17 protein-coding genes and 1 pseudogene are annotated in these 22,097 nt (G+C 51.4%); 14 read left to right on the top strand and 4 right to left on the bottom strand.

Annotation, left to right across the window (positions count from 1 at the left end; all coding sequences use genetic code 11):
• The first annotated feature begins 103 nt into the window (after positions 1-103).
• The 4 genes from wecC to M3G14_RS07455 all read left to right on the top strand — a co-directional run bounded on the left by wecC (position 104) and on the right by M3G14_RS07455 (position 6,194).
• Entirely contained in the window at positions 104-1,372 is a 1,269-nt protein-coding gene (gene wecC, locus M3G14_RS07470) for a UDP-N-acetyl-D-mannosamine dehydrogenase (RefSeq protein ID WP_259925890.1), read from the top strand.
• A 412-nt stretch (positions 1,373-1,784) separates the two neighbouring features.
• Entirely contained in the window at positions 1,785-2,819 is a 1,035-nt protein-coding gene (locus M3G14_RS07465) for a glycosyltransferase (RefSeq protein WP_259925889.1), read from the top strand.
• Positions 2,820-2,958: 139 nt separating this feature from the next.
• Entirely contained in the window at positions 2,959-4,251 is a 1,293-nt protein-coding gene (locus M3G14_RS07460) for a glycosyltransferase family 4 protein (protein ID WP_259925888.1), read from the top strand.
• A 176-nt stretch (positions 4,252-4,427) separates the two neighbouring features.
• Positions 4,428-6,194 carry a glycosyltransferase gene (locus M3G14_RS07455; protein WP_259925887.1) on the top strand — a complete coding sequence of 589 codons (1,767 nt, stop codon included), beginning with the start codon at positions 4,428-4,430 and terminating at the stop codon, positions 6,192-6,194.
• 8 nt (positions 6,195-6,202) lie between these two features.
• On the opposite strand, the gene M3G14_RS07450 is transcribed toward M3G14_RS07455, so the two are convergent.
• The gene (locus tag M3G14_RS07450; protein WP_259925886.1) at positions 6,203-7,021 is read right to left on the bottom strand and encodes an ABC transporter ATP-binding protein; all 819 of its coding nucleotides are present in this window, start codon (positions 7,019-7,021) and stop codon (positions 6,203-6,205) included.
• Entirely contained in the window at positions 7,011-7,874 is an 864-nt protein-coding gene (locus tag M3G14_RS07445) for an ABC transporter permease (protein ID WP_259925885.1), read from the bottom strand. Before M3G14_RS07445 ends, M3G14_RS07450 begins: the two co-directional genes overlap by 11 nt.
• A 223-nt stretch (positions 7,875-8,097) precedes the next feature.
• On the opposite strand from M3G14_RS07445, the gene M3G14_RS07440 reads away from it, so the two are divergent.
• The 3 genes from M3G14_RS07440 to M3G14_RS07430 all read left to right on the top strand — a co-directional run bounded on the left by M3G14_RS07440 (position 8,098) and on the right by M3G14_RS07430 (position 12,503).
• A complete protein-coding gene (locus tag M3G14_RS07440; RefSeq protein ID WP_259925884.1) occupies positions 8,098-8,463 on the top strand; it encodes a hypothetical protein in 366 nt (121 codons plus the stop codon).
• Between the two features lie 18 nt (positions 8,464-8,481).
• Entirely contained in the window at positions 8,482-11,253 is a 2,772-nt protein-coding gene (locus M3G14_RS07435) for a glycosyltransferase family 2 protein (protein WP_259925883.1), read from the top strand.
• Between the two features lie 62 nt (positions 11,254-11,315).
• A complete protein-coding gene (locus M3G14_RS07430; RefSeq protein WP_311201357.1) occupies positions 11,316-12,503 on the top strand; it encodes a glycosyltransferase in 1,188 nt (395 codons plus the stop codon).
• Between the two features lie 53 nt (positions 12,504-12,556).
• Here M3G14_RS07430 and M3G14_RS07425 read toward each other — a convergent pair whose 3' ends face one another.
• Entirely contained in the window at positions 12,557-13,453 is an 897-nt protein-coding gene (locus M3G14_RS07425; protein WP_259925881.1) for a hypothetical protein, read from the bottom strand.
• 177 nt (positions 13,454-13,630) lie between these two features.
• Here M3G14_RS07425 and M3G14_RS07420 point away from each other — a divergent pair, with 177 nt between their 5' ends.
• Positions 13,631-13,765 carry a hypothetical protein gene (locus M3G14_RS07420; RefSeq protein ID WP_259925879.1) on the top strand — a complete coding sequence of 45 codons (135 nt, stop codon included), beginning with the start codon at positions 13,631-13,633 and terminating at the stop codon, positions 13,763-13,765.
• Positions 13,766-13,862: 97 nt separating this feature from the next.
• Here the strand turns inward: M3G14_RS07420 and M3G14_RS07415 are convergent, their stop codons facing one another.
• Positions 13,863-15,137 carry a hypothetical protein gene (locus M3G14_RS07415; protein ID WP_259925877.1) on the bottom strand — a complete coding sequence of 425 codons (1,275 nt, stop codon included), beginning with the start codon at positions 15,135-15,137 and terminating at the stop codon, positions 13,863-13,865.
• A 298-nt stretch (positions 15,138-15,435) separates the two neighbouring features.
• Here M3G14_RS07415 and M3G14_RS07410 point away from each other — a divergent pair, with 298 nt between their 5' ends.
• The 6 genes and pseudogenes from M3G14_RS07410 to M3G14_RS07385 form a co-directional block, all read left to right on the top strand.
• Positions 15,436-15,834, top strand: a complete 399-nt coding sequence (locus tag M3G14_RS07410; RefSeq protein ID WP_259925875.1) for a hypothetical protein — start codon at positions 15,436-15,438, stop codon at positions 15,832-15,834.
• Positions 15,831-17,996, top strand: a complete 2,166-nt coding sequence (locus tag M3G14_RS07405; protein ID WP_259925874.1) for a glycosyltransferase family 2 protein — start codon at positions 15,831-15,833, stop codon at positions 17,994-17,996. Before M3G14_RS07410 ends, M3G14_RS07405 begins: the two co-directional genes overlap by 4 nt.
• A complete protein-coding gene (locus tag M3G14_RS07400; protein ID WP_259925873.1) occupies positions 17,971-18,678 on the top strand; it encodes a hypothetical protein in 708 nt (235 codons plus the stop codon). The genes M3G14_RS07405 and M3G14_RS07400 overlap by 26 nt, the downstream gene beginning before the upstream one ends.
• A complete protein-coding gene (locus M3G14_RS07395; RefSeq protein ID WP_259925872.1) occupies positions 18,665-19,750 on the top strand; it encodes a glycosyltransferase family 4 protein in 1,086 nt (361 codons plus the stop codon). Before M3G14_RS07400 ends, M3G14_RS07395 begins: the two co-directional genes overlap by 14 nt.
• A 425-nt stretch (positions 19,751-20,175) precedes the next feature.
• Complete coding sequence (locus tag M3G14_RS07390) at positions 20,176-21,369, top strand: hypothetical protein (protein ID WP_259925871.1); 1,194 nt, start codon at positions 20,176-20,178, stop codon at positions 21,367-21,369.
• 594 nt (positions 21,370-21,963) lie between these two features.
• Positions 21,964-22,097: pseudogene (locus tag M3G14_RS07385) on the top strand (IS3 family transposase); the annotation flags it as partial.

Here is a 22,097-nt window from a genome sequence, read left to right as displayed (position 1 = left end):
AGGCAAGAGTTACTTTTCAAAGCAAGGTAGTCTTTGTCAATATAAGTGAGGGCCCTAGAATCTCCTCATCTTTGGGGTCTGGCTAATACGAAAGGAAAAGACAATGTCATCTGCTGCCCAGCAACAGTTCGAAAACGTCTGTGTCGTTGGCCTTGGCTACATTGGCCTTCCAACGGCGGCGTTTATCGCCTCGAAGGGCATCAAGGTAACAGGTGTGGACGTAAACCCTACCTACGTGGACTCCATTAACCGCGGCGAGGTGCCGTTCGTCGAGCCGGGTTTCGACGAGTTGCTGAAAGACGTAGTGGAGAAGGGGTTGCTCACCGCTCGTTTTGATCAAATCGAAGCAGACGCCTACATCGTTTGTGTGCCTACTCCGTTCAAGGGCGATGATCACCAGGTCGACACTAAGTTTATCAATGCAGCTGTGGATGCGATGGCGCCGCATTTGCGCCCTGGTGCACTAGTTGTTTTGGAGTCGACGTCTCCTCCAGGAACTACTCGCAACATGGCTGAGTACATCATTGAGAAGCGCCCAGACCTTTCACTCAATGAAGAAGACGAGAACGCGATTTTTGTTGCGCATTGCCCGGAGCGCGTACTTCCTGGGCAAATTATGGAGGAAATGGAGAATAACGATCGGGTCATCGGCGGCCTTACCCGCCGAGGTACTGAGCTCGCCCGCGATCTGTATTCCACTTTCTGCACCGCCGAGCTGCTTCTTACGGATGCTACGACAGCAGAGATGGCAAAGCTCACTGAGAATTCATTCCGTGATGTCAACATTGCATTTGCAAACGAGCTTTCTCTGATTTGTGACCGTCTGGGCATCGATGTTTGGGAACTGATCGATCTTGCAAATCACCACCCTCGGGTGAATATTTTAAAGCCAGGCCCCGGCGTAGGTGGGCACTGCATCGCTGTAGACCCGTGGTTCATCGTGTCAGCGGTACCGGAAGAGGCAAAAATTATTCGCCAGGCTCGTGAAATTAACGATCACAAGCCGGAGTTTGTGTTGCAGAAAATCCAGTCGGCGCTTAAGGAAACGAATGGAAAGAACGTTGCTGCACTTGGAATCGCGTTCAAAGCGGACATTGACGATCTAAGGGAGTCTCCGGCGCTCAATATCGTCAAGGAACTAGCGACACGCAACCCCGATTGCACAATCACCGTTGTGGAACCGAACGTCGAGAAGTTGCCCGATAGCCTTGCAGGTATGTCGAACATTAAACTGGAACAGCTTCAGCCAGCCGTCGAACAAGCAGACGTGGTAGCAGTACTGGTCGACCACCGCGAGTTCATTGCTGTTAATCCAGCGGCGATTGCGGGTAAGAGAGTGATCGATACTCGGGGCATCTGGGGACAGCTCTAGTCCAAACGTTTTAGCTCCACGAACCAATGGGCGGAGCTAATAACGACTAGCGCTTGGGTGATTGGTGCCGAGAGCTCGTAATCCGTAGGTAACGGGCTAGGGCACCTCTCGCCTCGATATTTACTAGCTATCTGAAAGCCAAGGGCATCGTAGGTTGAAAATCCTATTCTTAACGCAGTACTGGTCTCCTGAAACTGGTGTGCCCCAACGACGATGGTCTTGGCTCTGTGATGTATTGATCGACGCTGGTAACGAGGTCTTTGTCATCGCACCTCCCCCGCGGACTGGCCGTGGAAAGAAGATTGATGTCGCGGGACGGCATCGAGACTCAAGACCAGCCATTGAGGGCAGGAACGCTGAAGTTGTCTACCGGAGTTTCCGGCCCAAGTCAGGCAATTCGATTTCCGCGAAGATGGCTGAGCAACTGCTAGTGGCCGCTGGGCAGATTCTTGTAGGCCGAGGAGTCGTTAAAGATGTGGCTCCGGACCTGATCATTGGAACGGTTCCTGCTATTCCGACAGCAGTCGTTACCTATATCCTTTCCAAGCTGAGCAGAACGCCGTACATAATTGATCTCCGAGACGCATGGCCGGACCTCCTGCGTCAAGCTGATCAGTGGAATACCGGAGTAGGCAGAAAGTCGGCTAGGGAAGTGATAGCACAGTTTGGTCCACTACAGGTTCTTTCCCGCGGTACCGAAATATCGCTGAACATCGTGCTCCGGAATTCATCAGCCATTTTGGTGACCTCGGCAAACCTCCGGGACAATCTGCAGCGTCGACGTTCTTTACTTAGGCGTGGGCGGCGTCCAAGAGTTGAAGTGATTCGTAACGTATTTCCCTTAGAAAGCTCCTGGAGGAAGAATCAGAGCAAAGGGTACGAAAGCGATGCAACCTTAAAGGTGCTGTATGCCGGAACAATTGGACGCGCGCAGAATCTTCTTAACGCGTTAGAGGCCGCAAAGCTCGCAGAACAGCAAGGTGTTCACGTGTCCCTCACTTTTGTCGGAGCAGGAGCATCCAAGGAGAATTTGAAGCAGCAAGCGGAGCAATTGGGCGTAGACGCAGCATTCGTGAATCAACAGCTTCCTGGTAAACTTGACCGCTTCTACACCTGGGCCGATACAGCGCTAGTGCATCTCACAGAATGGGAACCGCTTGAGCGGACGGTCCCCTCAAAGACCTATGAATTGATGGAGCGAGGAATTCATATTTCGGCTGTAGTTCAGGGTGAGGCTGCAGAGCTAGTCAGAAAGCTGAAAGCCGGTGATGTAGTTGAGCCAGGAGATCCCACACAGTTGGCGGCACTGTGGATTGAACTCGCTAGTGATCGCAGTCGCCTTCGTACGACGGACTCCGGCCGCAGATGGGTAGTGAATCAGCGAATGAATGTCGCTCCCTCTATGTTCCTTGAAGTTATCAATGGCGTCTGCGATCCGAGCAAGTAGATTCAGATTGGATAGGGGGCGGTCTGTGAGAACAATAGTGGCCAGTATTTGCGAACTGACGGCACAGATGCTTTCGAACCCGAGGGATTTCCTTAACAAAGCGGGGTTAGTTGCAGCTCGACGTCCCTATTTGAGGATCTTGTTTGAAAAGATCGGTGTTCGCCCAAGGATGCCGATTGGCATCGTTCCTGGAGACTTCGACGACCGCATTACGCGTGTTACCCCGGGCAACCGAACCGCACGGAGTCAACTCCGAATCCTATATTTTGTAAATAGCAGTCTTCCCCATACTTCGAGTGGTTATACTCTGCGCACACAAGCACTACTTGAATCAATCGATCACTCGAAAACGGTAGTCATGCCCGTGACGCGCCTGGGCTATCCTGCATCTATTGGCAAAATTGTGAGTAATAGTTTTACTTTCTTTGGTGAAGTGCGTTACCTGCACTTGCTGCCATTACCTACGCCAGTATCTCGTTCAAAGAGGGTGGACCGAACAGTAGAATTGCTTTCGCGTTTCGTTGAGGATCAAGACATCGATATTCTTCACGCGACGACCGATTTTCGGAATGCCGCAATTATTAGCCAAGTTGCAAATCGAACCGGTCGTCCTTGGGTGTATGAGGTTAGAGGCGAACGCGACGAGTCAGTGAGGGCCGCGCTAGAATCTCGGAGCGATTCGACTCAGATGCAAATTCCAGAGAAAATGCGTGAGAAGGAGAACGCTGCAATGCAATCCGCAAGTGTGGTGATTGCGTTGAGCGATGTTTCCGCGAGATCGCTAGAGCAACGCGGAGTCGATCCTAAAAGGATTGTTGTAGTTCCAAACGGTGTCAGTCAACCCCAGCGCTCACCCAATTCTGGTTGTGTGCGGGATTGGCTTGGAATCCAAAGAGATCAAGTGATCGTAGGAACTGTCACTTCGATTGTTGCGTATGAAGGTCTGGATATCCTGATCCTTGCTTTGGAACACTTACCACCGGAGTTTCATCTTCTAATAGTGGGCGATGGAGACGCGCTCCAGGAGCTCGAGCAGCTAGTTAAGGAACGCGGACTTGAAGCACGCGTCATTTTCGTTGGTAAGCAGTCGGCTGAAACTATCATTGATTGGTACGCGGCTTTAGACGTGTTCGTACTTCCCCGAAAAGATTATGACGTTTGCCGTAGGGTCACGCCGCTTAAGCCCTTGCAAGCCATGCAGGTCGGGGTACCGATTGTCGCTTCAGATCTTCCAGCGTTGAGAGAGGCCACTGGAGGCTTCGCGTGCTTCGTAGAGCCCGAATCGCCGCTAGCTTTGGCCGACGGCATTCTACGAGCTGCACGGGAACAAAACAAACCAGAAGTCATGGAAGAAATGCGAAGATTTGTAGAATCCCGTTCTTGGGAAGCGAGTGCCCGTAGACTTCAGAGTGTTTACGAAGAACTGAACTGAGACCTGCCGATTAGTCAGTTTCTGATTGTCGGGCCGCTGCCTCAAGGAAGATAGTAGTTATGTATTTTTCTAGGATTCAAGGACATTTAACGAAGTTTATCGCTGTCTCTCGCAGACAAGGCGTAAAGCACGCGTATCGAAAGACCAAGAAGTATTTGCGTAAACAAAGGCGGCAAGTGGCGTCGGCAGACGACGGTTTTGCTCGTTACCAACTTCTAAAACAACAGGGTAAGCCCTTTAAGAATATTCGTGTAGCTGCGGTTCTCGATGAGTTTTCCGAAGTAGCCTGGGGGCAGGAGTTTGAGTTAGTTCCCGTCACACCTGGAAACTTCGAGCGCATCCTGTCGCATAAAGGGGATTCTAAATTTGATCTCCTTTTAGTTGAGTCTGCGTGGCGTGGATCTGGTGGAGCGTGGAATGGGCACATTGTCGGCCCGAGCGCTCCTTCAGCCGAACTTCGAACTCTCGTGGAGTGTGCGCAAAAGAATGGGATCCCAGCGGTTTTTTGGAACAAGGAAGATCCTGCACACTTCGATGATTTTATTGATTCGGCCCGTCTCTTTGACTACATTTTTACCACGGATGAGGCCTCGATCTCGGAGTACGAGAAAGCCGTTCCGAATAGAACGATTGAAGTGCTTCCCTTTGCAGCGCAGCCTGCAATACACAACCCGATTGTTGAAAGCGGGCACGTTAGGGGGAGAGACTTCGTTTTCGGTGGAACGTATTTTACTGAAAAGTTTCCTTCAAGGAAAGCCCAAACCGAGCGAATCCTTAATGCAGCCGAGCAGGCTAGTACACGACTCGACGACGGCCTAACTATATACTCGCGATTCGGCCATGAGGACTCGAAATACAGCTTTCCGAGCCAGTATCGTAAATATGAGAAGGGGTTCTTGCCTTACGATCGCATGGTCACGGCCTACAAGAACTTCAAAGTTGTCCTCAATGTAAATACTGTTCCCTTCAGCCCTACGATGTGTTCTCGTCGTATTTTCGAGGCCGCCGCGTGCGGAGCGGTGGTGGTGTCAACTGAAGGAAGAGCAGTTCGTAGCTTCTTTAGGGAAGATGAGGTGATTCTACTTCCAGAAGGAACCCGCGGTGGCAAATTGCTGGAAGTACTGGCAAGGTCGCCCGAGCTGACTGATCGAATAGCGCATCGAGCTCAGCGTCAAATCTGGAAAGAACACACTTATACCCACCGAGCGCAGCGAATAGTCGAGCTGACCGGCGTCGGTTCTGGAGGCATGGTTGAGGCTGTGCCGACGGTCTCGGTGGTGGCATCCACTAATCGTCCAGATCAGATTGAGCACCTCCTCCAACAGGTAGCGAAACAGAGAAACGTGAATGTGGAGTGCCACATCCTGCTTCATGGGATCGATGTGGGTCCGGAGAAGATGGAAGGGATTCTCCCGTCGGAAGTGGCGCTGCACGTGTATCGCCACTCGGCGGAGAGCACACTTGGTGAGAATTTGAACTTCTTGGTAGATCAGGCATCTGCCAAATACATCGCGAAGTTTGATGATGATGATTTTTATGGTGAATTCTACCTGCGTGACCAGATCGATGCTTTGATGTATTCCGGGGCAGATGTAGTCGGAAAGAAAGCTTCGTATATATACATCGAAGGCAAGGATCTCTTCGCGCTGCGTAATCCTCGAGACGAACACTGCTTCACGGACTTTGTAGCTGGACCCACGCTTGTTTGGAGACGCGAAGTAACAGAGAAAGTGCGTTTTCCCGACAAGAATAGGGGCGAGGATTCCTCGTTTTTATACGACGTCACGAAAAACGGAATGCAAATCTATTCATCTGATCGGTTCAACTTTGTGCAAATGCGGTTCGCTAAAAGCGAGCATACCTGGGAAGCTGATGAGCTTGAACTGTTGGCCAACAGCAAGGTCGTTTCCACCGGCAGCGGGCCTCTGAACGTGGAAGTTTAGGACTCAATTCAATTGGTAATCTCGCTCTGAAAAACTATGTTTGGACGCTGATAAGACTCTCGGGCTTCGCGAATGATGGCCTCTGCTTCTTCGGGCTTACCGTTAACGGCCCTGTTGGTCCATTTGACGTACGCCCGACTGACTTCACCGGTTTCGCCATCCGCGATTATTTCGCCTTCGTGTAACCAAATGGACCGTTCACAGTTCTCTCTGATGCTTTTAACGCCATGCGAAACAAGCATGACGGTTCCGGAGTTATTGAGAAAATCTTCCATTCGCTTATTGGCCTTGGCTTTAAACGTTGCGTCACCTGTAGAAAGCGCCTCATCAATGAGCAGTATTTCCGCAGGTGAGGCTGTAGAGATCGCGAACTTTAGACGCGCTGCCATGCCGGATGAATATGTACGTAGCGGCCTATCGATAGAGTCATTGAGTTCTGCCCAGTCAATAACTGGTTGCTCAAGGCGACTGGCTTCATCTGGGTGCATTCCCGACGCAAGCAATCCGAGTTGGATATTCTGGCGCCCAGACAGTGATGACTGCAACGCAGCGGATACCCCCAGCAGGGTAGGGGTTGTTGAGGCGTAAACTGCGCCAGCTGTAGGGCTTTCACTGCCTGCCAGCAGACGCATGAGGGTGGACTTACCGGAACCGTTTTTTCCGATGATTCCGATGGACTGGCCTTGGTATGCAACAAAACTTGCAGGCTTTAGGGCATGAATAAGGGTCCTGCGGTTAGGCAGGGACAGCCCCAAGCTCGACCCGGAGCTTGTCAAACTGTAGGTTTTTGAGATTTCGCGAGAAACAATCGTCGGTTTACTTGACATTGATGTACCTATCCTCCGCGCGCCAAAAGAATACAATGCCGAGAACAAGAGTCCCGGCAGCCCACGCCACCAGGTACAGCCACCTGTCTAGCGGCGGAAAATGCTGGTAAATCGTGGCCTCGCGGACTGCGGTAAGAAACTGAAAGACGGGGTTTGCAAGCATAATGGCCTGCAAATTTTCGTTCGAATCGAAACGATGGATATCGAAGAACACACCGGAAACAAAAAACAATGCTCGCAAAAATGTTGAGACGATTGCTTTCATATCTGGGATAAATGCCGTAATTCGAGCGGTTACGAGCATTAAACCAAGTGAGAAAAGATGAATCATCAAATAGAGAGGGATAACCGCGATGATCGAAATAGCTGGAACAATCTGGTGGAATCCCATCGCAATCAGCAGTCCAACGAGGGCAGCTGGAATGTTGTCAAGCAGCTGGCGCAGCGTAATAGAAATCGGAATCGAAGCCGCAGGGAACGAGAAGGATGCGATCATTCCCTTAGATGATTGAATGAGGCCCGAGCCATTGGAGATGCCACGGTTCATAAAACCGTAGAAGATGACACCCAAAACCAAGTAGCCGATGAAGTAGTCAATATTTCGAGAGAGCTTGAGAACTACTCCGAAAATTAGGACATACACCAAACAATCCAGAAGGGGCTGCAAGATGATCCACGCTCGGCCGAGGTACATATCGCGGCCGCGAGAGAAAGCCCTACGGCGTGCGTCAGCCCAGATGAAGTGACGGCGCTGCCAGAGTTGTGCGAGGTAACGACGGAACGTCGGCCTAGCACGAAGGGCCTGTAATCCCGAGTCGTCGATAGGCTTTACGGGGAGGATGTCGCTTTCCAAAGTTGACCTCTGATTCGTTTCACCAATGTCCTGTACTTGGGTTTTGCAGGTACAGTTTACAGATTGTGGAAGGTACTCCCGAATTAGACGGAGAAATCGCGTCCCCTTTCAGGGCATTAACCCGACGAAGGGTGGGGTACCATACCGCCACTAGTTCTTAGTATCATCGTTAATTAATTGCCATTGTCAGTCACCCCTACACAAAGTCTGAAAGGGTCACGAGGTGGACCGTATCTTGAAATCGAGCTCCGGCGACGATCTGTTACTCGACCGAGCCATTCTGCAAGCGGAGCGCCTCGCGGAAGAGGTTATCGCTGTCAACCATCGGCTCATTGCGGAGATAGAGCGCGACCGCAAGCTGATGGCAGGAATCCAGAAGAGGGACAAAGAGATTGCCCGACTGAAATCGGAGCTTGAAGCCGCTAGATCGGACGCCTCTCTTAAAACGAGGGTGCTCAAGTTCAAGCCTGGAGGTGGCAAGCTCTTGCACAGGCTACGCCTCGGCTGCCTACTTCCGGCAAGTCTGCGGGGTACTGATGTTCCCGCACCCATATTGCGCCTGAAGCGAATGTATTGGGCAAGCAAATAGATTGATTGGGGAGTTCAGATGAAACGCAGTGCGATTAAAAAACAACTTAAGAGGCTTGATGCCCTTAGTGCCAAGGCACAGGAGAGCATCCAAAACACGCAGAAGCTTATCGACTATATGGGGTCGAGGGTGCATCGAGCAGCGCTGCGTGGAGAGAACGATTTTCTTGAGCCAGCTTTTTCTTATGACGAGTACCGGGAGCGCGCGGAAGTCTTCGACGAAGAGGATGCCCCTCGTATCCGCGCCTTACTCGAGGAAGCCGATCAGCTTCCAACACCCGTAAGTCAACGGTGGGATAGACCGCGTGACGTCAAAATTGGAATCATCGCAGACGATTTCTTTTTCGATTCGATTGAAGTTGCCGCGGATTTCCGTCCTCTGACGCCAGAAAACTTTCGTGAGGTGCTGCCGGGGTGCGACCTTCTGCTGGTTGTGTCTGCTTGGCGAGGACTCAACGGTGAATGGCTCGGATTTGGTAACCGAAATTCAGAAGCCAGGAAACTCTATGAGAATGAGATTGAACCGTTAGCCCGTGAGCTCTCAATACCTGTTGCTTTCTACTCGAAGGAGGATCCGCCAAACTTTAACAAGTTTGTCCATTTGGCTGACACTGCTGATTTCATTTTTACATCCGCGGAAGAGGTCATTCCGCGTTATAGAGCGCGAGTCGGCGATGATGTCCCGATCCAATCTCTCCGCTTTGCGGTAAACTACCGAAAGCACAATCCTCTGGGGTGTGAGCGGAATACCAGCCGGGAGCTGGTGTTCGCAGGTTCGTGGCTCGCGCACAAATATAAGGAACGTTTGCGTGCGGCAACCAACATCTTTGATGGGATTGAGGCATCTGGATCGCGCCTGACAATCTTCGACCGCAACTTGAATCTCCGAGACGAAGATTTTGAGGACCTTACTAAGTACCAGTATCCTGATCGCTTCATAGAGAGCATTAGGAAGCCGCTCTCGCATGATCAAGTGCTGCGCCTGCAGAAACTCTTACCGCTTGCTATCAATTTGAATTCGGTTACTGATAGTTCGACCATGTTTGCCAACCGAATCGTCGAATTATTGGCAATGGGGACGGTAGTACTCTCAAACTATAGCAACGGAGTAAACTCCCTATATCCGTATGTCACAATGATTGACTCGGATACAGATGCGCGCCAATTTGTCGATAATATTAGTGACGACTACATACGTTTTAGCCGGGCGGAGGGAATCAGGGATGTTTTTCTGTCTGATACCGCATTCGACCGAATCGATACCTTGCTAGAGACGGCGGGCTTCGACGTTGAGCAGCCGACCCACAAAGTTTACGTTGTTACAGAGAGCCAGGAACGCTTCGAGGATTTCGCGAAGACCAAAATCGACTTAGCCGAGCTGGTCTGGCTCAAACCTGAAGACGTATCGAGCGTCGAAGGGTCGCATGAGGGCGACCTTGTAGTCTTTGCAGACAAATTTGACTTTGAGTCTCCGGATTTGCTTGCTGATATCGTCGTTCCGTTCCGCTACTGCGAAGTGGATGCTGTTGAACTTGTCGCGTTTGATGCGCCGACGTGCGCTTACGAGATTGAATCAGTCGATGTGAAGTCTTCCGTGCATGCGGTGTGGCTTGGTCAAGGAGAAACGTTCGACTCCACACGACTGGAGACCAAGATTCGGGTTAGAACAAGTGCATCTTCTGGGGTTGCCCAGTATAGAACCGAGAGAACGCCGGATCTCTCTGTCATTGTCCCCGTATATAATAATGGCCGTCACCTTGTGCACAAGTGCTTCCAGTCGCTATTACGGAGTTCGGTGTTCTCCAGGTCGAAGATCCTATTGATAGACGATGGCTCATCTGACCTCAAGACAATACATTCCCTTAACCTGCTCGATCAGATTTTCGAGAATGTTCAGGTATATCGCTTCCCCGAGGGTGGCTCTGGTAGCGCCTCCCGGCCACGCAACAAGGGGCTAGAACTGGCCGACACGACGTATATCACGTACTTGGATCCAGATAATGAGCAAACAAATGATGCTTACGAAATGTTGCTGGACATAATGGAGGCTGAGACTCCTGACTTCGCTCTAGGCAACATGGTCAGGTACAAGGGGAAGCGCAGCCTTGTGAATAACTCGTGGGCTTTGAAGAAAGCTCTGAAAGCCCTAGATGTTGAGCCTGTAACGGAGAACAAGTTCGATCTCCGTGGAAGGAACGCGGAGCTTTTGCGCCAGATGAACTACCAGCCGATGAGTATTCAGGCGCTGGTTGCGAACCGCGAGTGGTTGGCTGGCCTCCAATTGACCCAGCCTGTAGGAGCAGTGGGGCAGGACTCCTATTTTTTCCAGCAGATGCTGTACTACGCGCGGGAAATAGCGCTGGACCCAACGCCTGTACACATCTACTACGCCGAGGTTGCTAACTCGACGGTCAACTCAATCTCACCGAATTTTTACCGGAAGTACCTCCCGCTTGAGACCGCACGTTCGGCTTGGCTTAAGGAGATTGGATTGCATGAACACTACTCCACAGGCCGTTTTATAAAGTTCCTCGATCTTTGGTACATCAAGAAACTTGAGAGAGTCGAGCCAGCGCAACGTGCAGAATCGTACCGGCTCATTGAGGAAATTGCCGAGATTTACGGCCCGGCTGTGACAACAAACCAGGATTACAAAAAACTGATGGATCGAGCGTGGGTCGAACTCGTCGAAGGCGACCATGCTGGAGAAGCCAGCTGGGTTGTGCAGAAACCGGAGCCAGAAGCGCTGGCAATGAGGCTCCGCCGTCGTGTCTCACGCCATCTGAGCTAGTCCAAAAACACTTACCAATTCTGCAATCAGCCTTAGACTAAGACGCGCACACGGAGGAATGTATGTCAACACCCATCCCTGCAGTAGCCCTAACTAAATGCGGCATCGGAATTTTTGACATGGAATGGTGGGAACCCCGTCTTGCTCTTTTTCGAGCAGTTACTCTTCCCAGTATGCTCGCCGCTGCTAAGGGGCGGTCTTTTACATGGTTCTTGTTACTGGACGAAAACATGCCCATCGAAGCGCTCGGTCAGCTGCGTCAGGCGATTCAAGAGGTCCGAGGGCAGAACGATATCCGTCTCCAGTTCGTTAGAACCTCTGTTGAAGCTAATCGAACTGGGTTGAACTGCATACGCTCTGTAGCCGGTGACGTTGATCGAGTGATCGTGATCCGAATAGATGATGACGACGCGATTTCCAATGACGCGTTCGAGGTAGTCGAGAACGCGATTGCCGACAGGGGGCGAGCAGCCGTTATTTCCCTGAGTGAAGGATATGCGTTTAACGGTCCAGAGCAGCTCATCGGGGAATGGACATACCGAGCGAACACCTGTAATACCTACTACTACGGCACGACTAAAGAGGTGGGCAGGGTCCTTTGGAACAACCACACCAAGGCGTTGTCGAATGCGGAGAAAGTCGGTTTTCAATCTCAAGCAATCACTGGACGCGGCCGGTATTTCCTGTATACATTCCACAAACAGGGCGACGGGTCATATGAGGATCGTCTCAAGAAAATCGAGTCCTGGCGCGTGGCAGACGAAGACATACGACAACGATTCGGGATTGATACTGCCGAGCTCGAGCGTTGGTCCGACCTTCAACGTGGCGCGAAGCAAACACTCGGTCTAACCTGGCGCCGCACCATGCCGGAAGTAAATCAGATCCGTGAATTAGATCAGCGGATTGGCAAACTAAAAAAGGGGATAGTTAAGACGAACTCGGGAATCTTCGATCCGAGCGTGCCATTTTTATACCTTGTCTATCCAAATGTTCCGCCAGCGAAAGTGCGGCGTGGGAATGTCCGATTCAAAGGCGCAGCTAATCCGGGAGCAAAAGTTACCCTAAGCGCCACAGGCAGGTCGGGGACGTACACCGAGCTGGCAACCGTGGTAGCAGATCAGGAGAGCGGGGAATTTGAGATCATCCAGCAATTCAAGCCGGCGCTGTGGAAAATCAGGCTGGAAAGCGTTCTGCGTGGTGGGCAAGATGTTTCCAAGCGTTGGGACTTCGCGCTAACCGTGCAGTAACTAGTCTCCAAAGTGGCCTACTTCCTTAATACTAGGCCACTTTGAGGAATGCCTTAGACCAACCCTGCTAAATACTGACGCTGCATGGCGAGGATGTCTGGGGTGACAATCCCGTTTATGAGCGACAGACGATCGCTCGTATCACTCCAGTTACCACTGCATGCGACAACGTCCTTGAGCATCTTATTGATGCTGCCTTTAGAAGGCGGAATGTGGCCTTTGCCGTTCCAAAGAAAACGAACGCCATGCCTGTTCTCTGCCGCTATCGCGTCCAAGAAGGGCTTCATGTGGAGTTCAATATGGTCATCGCCGAGCGCTTGTACATAAATGACTGGGTTGTCGACTGGTCTGCAGTAAAGCGTTGAAACATCAGTAACCGCATCAATGTCCTCGATGCTTCGGCCGGGCCACGTCGCTTTGACAAATCGGTCTACAGCTTGCTGGTGGTAGTTAGCAATGCTGGTTTGCGGATTTGCAGCAATGGCAATCGCGTTGTTCAGAAAGGTCGAGTAGAAGAGCGATGCAAAACCGCCGCCCGATCCGCCGTAGGTGATGACGTGTTTGTGATTCGAAAAGGACGCCAAAATATGGTTCAAAACGGCCGGAAGATCCTGTTGAAGTCGCCGCTCGTGGTCTCCTACAAACCAAGCGAGGTTGAGTGTCAGCTCGAGAGACGGGTCGGATACCAAAATCAAGTTCGCCTCTAGACCGTCTGTCACGCTTTTACCGCTGAATACTGGCAGCGTAGTCTTGCGCCAGGGAACGGCTCCGTGAAAGAAAATGAGTGATGCTTCTGCTCCGCGGTCCTCCGTCAAAACATCGAGGTGGCCATCACCGTAAGCGATAGAGTGGACTCCATCGGGGATCTCCCTGTTTTGAAAATCCTCGAGGGATGAGTAAACAAACTCAGGTGAGCCGTATCGCGCTGTATTTCTGGCAAACGGGTTCAAGATGTTCCTACCTATAGTTTCGAGAGCTAAGGACTTGCTTTCAACCATAAACCATGAGGCGAGATGAGCCGGAAGCACAGGACAAGAATAAGGGGCTAATTATGTTGAACTCTGCCTATCCAAGGTCTGGAACCTGAAAGCCGGCGTATTATCGCCGTTGGACGGGAGGGAGTTGTTTTGAATGTCAACAAGCAGTTGCTTGTTGACAAGCTGGCCGCCCACATCGGCGGTGCGCCCTTGAATTTGGCCGATTCATTGGCGGGGATGAACGGTTTGGCACTGGTAAGCACCTCTGCGCGGCTGGTGGTGTGATCGAGCGGTGAGACGATAGTTCCTGCGTCGCTCGTGCCCTGCGATTCGTCGATGCACGGATGTGGCGGAGGTAGCGCGCATAAATATAACAATTTCACTACGTGGCGGTGATTGTACCGCTTGTAGCTGGGGTGTGAAACGAGAGCCGTGTGGAGAATTCCGTCGAGGATCGCATTGGAGCCGTGTTCCACTTGCGTATCGTCAACACAATCGATCTTGCATCTGCCGGGACTTTGATTGTCTTGCCGTCGACCCACTGGCCCGCTTCGACAGCCGGAGAATACTGAAATGGGGAGCCGAATGCGCGTGACCAGCTAAGTCCTAGTCGCTTCGCGGTGGTCGGTGAGCTGGTACTCCCGTCGAACTTGACTTCAAACAGCAGCGACTTGGGGGCGAGCGGGGAGGTGGCCTTTATCTCTATAGTTAATAATTCAGTGTTATCCGGGACGCTAAAAGATTGTTTCGAGAGAATGGGGTACCGCTCATCGAGGTTGCTACCGCTTCTCATCAAGTCATCGGCCTTTGCTTCTTTATCGACGCCACTCGAAGCAATGTGAACTTCTCTGAGCGAAGAAGTAAGTTCAGTGAGGCCCAAGGAATCGGTTGCTAGTTCCAATATTCTTCGGAGGGAGTTTCGACTTGGAGCAATATGGCCATCCCCTAACTCGGGCGTTAAAGCAATCAGACGTTCTGGGTTGCCGTGCTTCTGTTGAAACAGCAGGAAATGCTCCTCGTAATGGTGGGTGTCACCCTTATTCTGGAGGTAAATAACGGTTGGGACGCTCTCATCCGAGTAGCGGTTGGCCACGTTGCCTTCAAAAGGAAGCTCGGCGGAATCCGGTTCCGTCCCCCAGGCTTTCCTCGTGTAGTACGGGAAGTAAAGATAGCGAGAGATATCAATTTGCGGGTTCACTGGGACTGCGATGGAGTTTTCAAACTCTGCTGCGTAAGTCAAAGCTGCCCAGCCACCGGCGGATGCCCCGAAAAAGACTGGCGTTGTATCACGAATCATCGTTTTTAAAATGCGAGACAGCGTTGCTATTAGGTGTGGCTGCTTCTGGCTTCCTGCGTACCAAGCTAAGTTGAGAGTTTGATCGAGCGACAGTGATGGGTCGGATACCAGAATCACATTGGCGTCGAGTTCTGCTACCAGTTTACGCCCTGACCAAAATGGTAACTCGCGGATCTTCTGAGATGCGGCACTAAAACATATGATTGTGTGTTCTGAGTTCTTGTTTTCCCAGTTCAATAGGATCGGTAAATCATCGTCGATGCGAATTGGTCCAACGATTTCCGGGGTCCAGGATTCACGGAATTGTTGCACCGATGAATAATGGTGGAAACTTATCGATTTGATCTTTCTAGACGTCATGTGGACGCTCCTTTTCAGTCTTCGGCGCTTGTATCCGACACTTTGATGCAATGTTGGAAGACCCGGATGTAGTAACACTCTGTTGTGCCGCCAGCGTGTCGGCCGACGGCAGCGTGTGCTTTGGGCAGTCCGGCGGCAACTATTGCTTCCCTGTGGGGGTACAGCTCGGAGGCTCTGTTTGATATGCGGTATGCATAGCCGAGAGCCTGGATTATGTTATAGAATATCCGCAAAGTTATTGAATTCGAGCAGTTTGTGCAAAGTGACCGAAGAAGCCGCGTAGAGGGATATCAATATATTGTCAGGACATTTACAGAGCATCTCTTTTCCGAGTGATTTTACTGAATTTCGCCTTGTGCTTGGCGAGGTCACATCGTTTGAATTTCGGGATTTTGTGGCTACCTTCCGGTTCTTTGATCGTGCGGGAAATCCGCTGAATGAAAGCGATTTGGATGCCAGCTACTCCGATAAGCTGGGCGCCTACTTTCGATACCTCCTTTCCTCAAGCGTGGGAGTCGGCAACGATATTGTGAAACCGGTCCGACTTCGTACACCGGCCAAGACCGTTCACGTGGAAGTGCAACCCTGGAAGCGGCGAGATGGTTACGAGGCAGATGAGGTGCAGAATAAGCTTTTCGTTGTTGCGAAGGACAGCGGTAATAACTTTATTTGGACGGGAAGGATTGGGGCGAAGTGACTGTATCGGTTGTTTTAAAGTCTCTTCCGGCTGACGAAGGCTTGTGGCAGTCGTATATCGACCATTTCCGTGAGATTCAATATGTATCCGAGTGCCGAATTGTAATCTCTGAGCGAAATGGATCCGAATGCGAGGCAGTTTCGTCGCTTTCCGACGACTTCTTTTCCGTCGCCGTTGGTGATGCTGACGATAACGATGCCCAGCTGCTGAACCAAGCAGCGGCGTCGGCGAAATCCGAAACGCTGCTGCTCCTTGAACAGCCGTATTGGCTGACCTTTGCCGGGGCGTCGAGCGATTGGTTCGAATTCTCGAGCGCACGCTTAGTCAAGCAGCTTAAGCGGAAGATTTCCGATCGTGTTACCGCCGACGCTGATGTGGACGAGCAGGCAATGGCACTTCCGGTTCCGGACGAGACCCTGGGTATGGCGTTGTTGGTTTCTAAAAAACATTTTCTCGAGATGCGTGGCTACGATGAAGATGAATCAATCTCCGGGGCGCTTGGCTTTGACTTCTTGTTGCGGCAACGTCGCGCTGGCTTGGACGTCGAAGTAATTCGGACGGGACCTTCTGCGCTCATCCCAAATCAAGAATTCGGCGTGGAGCAAACAATCGGGACGGAATTCAAAGAAGCTGCAGTTACGAATCGTACTTTGTATAGGAACCTGGAATCTTGGTCCGTTGCCCCAAGTCTCCGAGAACCGCTAGTTTCCGTAGCTATCGCCACAAAAGATCGTGGCGAAATGTTGATTGAAAGCATTAATTCGGTCCGATATCAGAGCTTTCAAGAATTTGAAATTGTTGTGGTTGATGATGGATCCCAGAACCAGGAGGAAGCGCGGGAGCTGGTTGAAAACTTGCGGGACCCCCGAATTCGGTTCTATGCGCATACTGAAAGTAAAGGTGTTGCGGCTGCGCGAAATACAGCAGCACGACACTCATCTTGCCTACTCACCGCCGTGCACGATGATGATGACCTCATGCTTCCGGACCGCTTGCTGAATGGGATCAAACCGTTAAGCGATGAAATTGATGCCACATATGGGAGCTGGATTAACTTTGATGATAAAACCGGCGAACTCAAAGGTTTCCTCACTCGAGTAGGTTTCAATGAGAATCTTATTGCGTTCAACGGTTCTGGACCTGGACATAGCACTTGGACTGTTCCGACACGTCTAGTAAAACAATTCATGTATGACGAGCGGTTAACATCGTCTGTCGATCATGAGCTGGCTGCTCGCCTGGCAAATGCGGGTGTTCGGTGGCACCATGTCCAGGAATTCATGTATCTACGGCGTGTACATGATCTACAGATCACTTCGCAAGACACAGATAATCAAAAGGCTGGGCACACGCTCTCAAAGCTGGCGAATCGATTTCTTACTTCAGAATCCGCACTCCAGAAGATGGCTGCAGAAGGGTCGGCCTCGCCGTATCCGGCAGTTAGAGGTTCCGGTTCGTTAGCACGAGAATTCTCGGGCTACTTGCCTGATCATTTAGTTCGGAGAGAGTTGGTTTTTCGCGGCAATTCGGTGACCAAGTCGCGAGCGGCGGACATGCCAGAGCGTGTTACCTCCATTGTGACAGACCGAGATCTCATCAGTGGGAAGCTTCTTTCTGAAGAGGGCAAGATCAAAGACGTGCGTCAGGTTGACTTGGTAGCGCTTCGTGAAGCAGGGGTTACTGATTTTGAAGTTCGCGGCACTGTTCATCCGACAAAACAGAGTAAAGGTGGTGTCGGCTTCATTGACGAAAAGTCGGTCGAATTAGAAGTCGAACAGCGCGTCGAGGGCTTGCTCCTCGAGCGCTTACGATACGCAGCAAAGCAGCTCTCTGAGGAATTTGGTCCCCTACACTACGTCGTCGTTTCCTCGCACGGGGAGAACTCAGCGTGTGAGGACCACCTACGGGTATGTGGACCCTCGGTACTCAGACGCGTTGTTGCTACCGGCGAATTTGGCGTCTTGATGGGCATGTATCTTGCCGGCTTCGATTCTGCGCGTGAGGCGATCCAAACATTGAACACGTTGGCTGTTCAGAAGGCCGCAGACGGAGTGTTTCTCATGAACGAAGAACCAGCGACTATTTTTGCTGAAATCGGCAAGGAGATAGAAGACGCCTTGATTCAAGAGTCGATAGATGATTCAGGATTGGCGGGTGCTTAGGACCGTGCATTTTTCGTTTGAGAATAGGGATAGCGGCAAGTTTTCGTTGCAACAGGTAAGCGACGAAAAGACTGACGTATTGAGGTTTCCGCGAGAGTTTCACATGGACCTCACTCTCGTTGATGTTGATCCACTAAAAGCGCTCACGGCGGGTTTGCTTCTCTTTGACATTGATGAGACACACGGTCTTATCAATTCACCGCGTGCCACAATGCAGCTGGATCGGACGCTGCGAAGCCAACGCGGAGAGAGGTCGCCGCACTTGACGGTAGACCCATTAGGCGAGGTTGATGCACAGAACCATACACAGCTGGTCCTTGCAGACTACCGTGATAGAGCATTTCCGTTACAGCCTGAAGGAAAGGGGCGGAATGTGCTCGTCCAATGCTTAGATAGCGTTCGTTGGTCGGGGAAACTGTTTACTCTAGATCGAGTCGAATTCGCCGCCAATCACAAGATATTCGCTGTACAAGCGGGGCGTAACGAAACAACGCTTTTGGTGTCCATTGGTCTCCTGCTCGCTGGGGATTGGAAGTCGTCGATGCTCGTTGTCGAGAATATTGGTGGACTGTCTCGAGCGACTTGTGCTGAGTTGGTCGAACTCTGTGCCTCAGTCGGTGTTGGCCTTCGAATTGTTGAGAAAAGCGCAATGGAAAGGTTGCTGAATTATGGCGAAGCGTAAGATTCTTATGCCGGTCCGTACCGTTGCAGAGTGGGGCGGCGTGCACGAATGGACCGTGGATGCGGCATCGGCGCTGATAAAGAACGGTCACGAGGTGACCTTTGTCGGAAGTGGCGTTGTCTTCAAAGAGCGTGCTGAAGCAACCGGAGCGTCTTTCCGTGTAGTGAATTGGCGGCGTGACTGGAAACCAATCGCACACGAAATGGGGGAAAAGGGCGACTTTGACTTGATCTTTTCGCATGCCCCAGCTGGGAGACAATTTGGCCTAGCAGCTAATTCCATTGCGAAAAAGGAACACGTCGTAATGGTACACGGTGCTTATCACGACTATATGTATGAATGGTCGGATCAAGTGGATGCCTTTGTGGCTGCGAGTCCATCGCTCGTACATTTTGTGCAGGCGTTTGGCCGGGTTGCACCCTGGAAGGTCACGAGCCTTCCAAACGCAGCGCCTGATGAAGTCTTCGAGTTACCGCTAATCAGCCATGATGACAAGCTCAAGGATGGCATCGGTCACATTGTGACTGCGTCTAGACTCTCGAAAGATAAAGTACCGCAAATCGATTCGGTCGAGGAAGCAGTACGCGTGCTCACAGAACTCTATCCAGACATTAGATGGGTTATCGACGTTTGTGGCGATGGGCCGCTCCGTGATCATTTCGACCAACGGTATCGGCGGCTATCCCACTCGGTGCGAAACGTTTCGCATGTCATGCACGGCTGGGTCGAACCGGATGAAGTTCCGAAGATGATGAATCGCGCCTACCTTACGGTTACTGCGGGAATGGCGGGAATGCGAGCGCTGGCTTCAGGATCATTGTGCTTGGGCACGGGCGCGCGTGCAACAGTCGGGATTCAAATCGGAAAGAATTTGCGTGCCGGGATCTGGAGTAACCTCGGTGATCACGGTATCTTCCGGTTCACGCCTACCAATGTACGAGACGACTTAAAGGCTCTCTCTGCAGCAGATGCGTACGATGACGCGGTCGCGGTAGCGCGATCTGTTGTGAAGCTTGGAAATTCTCAGTCGATCGTGGACAATAAAATGTTCGCTGCGCTGCAGTGCATTTAAAGCAACCCCCAACGCTTGGTGATATCGAGCCTAGAAACGATGCACAGGCCTGTTGGATGCCAATAAGCCTGTCAAAGGCAGCTGCAGTTAATTTTTCGCTACTCTAAGTTCTAGATCGAGATTTGACTGGATATTGAGGTTAGTGATTCTCCATGATGTCAGGGAGCTTGGGAACGATAACCCTAAGACCGTGAGCCTTGACCTTGCTCCTTTCGCTCAGGAAGCCTGGTCCTCGACTCGCAACATTTTTCGAGGAAGCCCAGAACCAGGATCGAGGAAGCGGTCAGTGTATCCTTTGATTAGGGCCATGGTTGTGACGGGCATCGATAATTCTGGGAAATAGGAAATCGGCTCGTGGATCTCCTTGGCTCGACAAGAGTTGAAAGCCTTTCCTAGAAGGCGTCGAAATAACGGAGTTCATATCGATGATTTACGTTCCGACACGAGTGGCGTTGGCTAAAGACGGTAACTTTAAGCGAGTGCCACCGAGGGATCCGAAGGACCGTCAGGCCGACTACCTTAACCGTTTCGATTTTCATACGCTCTTTTCAGATGTGTTTATTCAGGATGGTCGGGTCTGGATGATCGGGCCACCATTCCTTAACCTAGAGGCGGAACTGAGAGCTTCTAGTTTTCATTGGAATTGGTCTGACGTGACGGAGGACGTTCTGTTTGAGAACTTCAACCGGATGTCGAGAGCATCCTTCCCAGTAGATCACGACAATGGGCATCTCAAGATCGAGGGGCCTCTAGGGCTATGGAAGCTAAATGTGGATTCGATCGTGCCTTTATGTCTCGAAGGGGCAAATATTCTCGTGACACAGCAGCAAGATAATCGGCTCGAGTGGATTGCCTACTGGGCGTACTTTAACTCACAAATTAACGGCGTAGACACATTAATCGTCTACGACAATTCTAGTTCGCTTTACAATGCCGAATTGGTTGACCAGGTTATTTCGAGGGTGCCGGGCATTAAGAATCACATCGTCGTGAAGTGGGATACCCCCTACGGCGCAACCGGTGGACCAAATAGCGTTTGGGACTCCGATTTCGGACAGCACATATCGTGGGAGCATTGTAGAAGGGCTTTTTCAAGCAGTGCTCAAACGGTGTGTGTCATCGACATCGATGAGCTGCCTATTTCACCTAAAGGGCAACCACTCGCATTGATGTTGGCGGAGTCCCAGAAACCGGCGCTGCTTTTCAAGCGGCAACCTATTCGCCAGTTTCCTAACCGGGCTCAGGATACTAACTCGATGCGGGTGCATGATTCGTTCTCTATGGGCGAAACAAGGGGTGCTTGGTTAGCAGGTAAATATATCTTCTCACCGTCTCTTCTCCCAGATGGAGCCCAGCTGATGGTGCACAGGATCAGTGGCGTCGATAATAGCGCTGAGCCAGAGGGAGATATCTTTGCCGGCCACTTTGACGGGATTCGTATTCGCTGGCGGCATGGGGAGAAACAGCCGGTTCCGCTTATCTCAGATATAAGTGCAATTACCGAGCCTGTACACTTAGTGGACGCGTTTGACCGAGCGTTCGAGGAACTTCGTGAAGGCTGGTGGCGACTCAGCGATGAGCTTTCTATCTTTTTCGGAGAGCAGGATTTGCGCTCTTGAAAACCCTTGTTTGAGGGAGGATAAACCCTGTGTAGCAGTGTCGTTTGGAAGCTTTCAGCTCGGTGCGCAGTTCGACTTCTAGGACGATCGGGTAGCGGGTGTTGGTTGCCATGACCTTTTCCAGTTCGGTCAGGGCGGCACATGAGGTTTTTAGTCTATTTTAGCTCTAATCGTCGAGTTGCTTTGGGGACCTAGGGGGCTAAATCCAACAGGGTAACGATTTTTGGCCTAAATGACGATTCGGTGCAGTTGGTACTGTTGCTCCGTGTACCCGGTACTGCAGGGGTGCTCCGTGTACCCGGTACTGCAGGGGTTTTCTTTTATAGAGGATGTTGGCAACGCCACAATTCGGTTGAGTCATGTCAATATCGCTTTGGGAGGTGCCGTCCTTTGTTGTCCCTTGTGGTCGACTTCTAACAGCTCATCGCGATGAGGCTTGGTGGTGCGGTCTACGTGTAGATGAAGCATGAATCACAAGCATTGGGGTGTACTAAACAAAGGGCTACCCCGGGCGGGGAAACTCATCGTTGATGAAGCACCAAACTGAAGCGTCCTGGGTTTAGTTCCTACCTCTGCTAAGGAAGGATTGGCACTATGCCTAGAAAGTATTCCGTCGAGTTCAAGGAGAAGGCGGTCCATCAGATCATCGAAATGGTCCGCCTGGAGTCTTGCTCACTGCAACGCGCCTACACGGAGGTCGGTGAGCTGCTTGGAGTATCCCACCACAG

This window comes from Corynebacterium sp. p3-SID1056 (genome assembly GCF_025152525.1).
GTDB lineage: Bacteria > Actinomycetota > Actinomycetes > Mycobacteriales > Mycobacteriaceae > Corynebacterium.
The sequence above is the reverse complement of the archived record's forward strand: the minus strand, read 5'-3'. Positions and strand labels throughout refer to the sequence as shown.

What these genes read in the sequence shown, in the direction of transcription:
- M3G14_RS07415 (WP_259925877.1), bottom strand. Translation starts at nt 15,137, where the DNA reads ATGACGTCTAGAAAGATCAAATCGATAAGTTTCCACCATTATTCATCG.
- M3G14_RS07390 (WP_259925871.1), top strand. Translation starts at nt 20,176, where the DNA reads ATGATTTACGTTCCGACACGAGTGGCGTTGGCTAAAGACGGTAACTTT.
- M3G14_RS07430 (WP_311201357.1), top strand. Translation starts at nt 11,316, where the DNA reads ATGTCAACACCCATCCCTGCAGTAGCCCTAACTAAATGCGGCATCGGA.
- M3G14_RS07400 (WP_259925873.1), top strand. Translation starts at nt 17,971, where the DNA reads ATGATTCAGGATTGGCGGGTGCTTAGGACCGTGCATTTTTCGTTTGAG.
- M3G14_RS07435 (WP_259925883.1), top strand. Translation starts at nt 8,482, where the DNA reads ATGAAACGCAGTGCGATTAAAAAACAACTTAAGAGGCTTGATGCCCTT.
- wecC (WP_259925890.1), top strand. Translation starts at nt 104, where the DNA reads ATGTCATCTGCTGCCCAGCAACAGTTCGAAAACGTCTGTGTCGTTGGC.
- M3G14_RS07450 (WP_259925886.1), bottom strand. Translation starts at nt 7,021, where the DNA reads ATGTCAAGTAAACCGACGATTGTTTCTCGCGAAATCTCAAAAACCTAC.
- M3G14_RS07395 (WP_259925872.1), top strand. Translation starts at nt 18,665, where the DNA reads ATGGCGAAGCGTAAGATTCTTATGCCGGTCCGTACCGTTGCAGAGTGG.
- M3G14_RS07465 (WP_259925889.1), top strand. Translation starts at nt 1,785, where the DNA reads ATGGCTGAGCAACTGCTAGTGGCCGCTGGGCAGATTCTTGTAGGCCGA.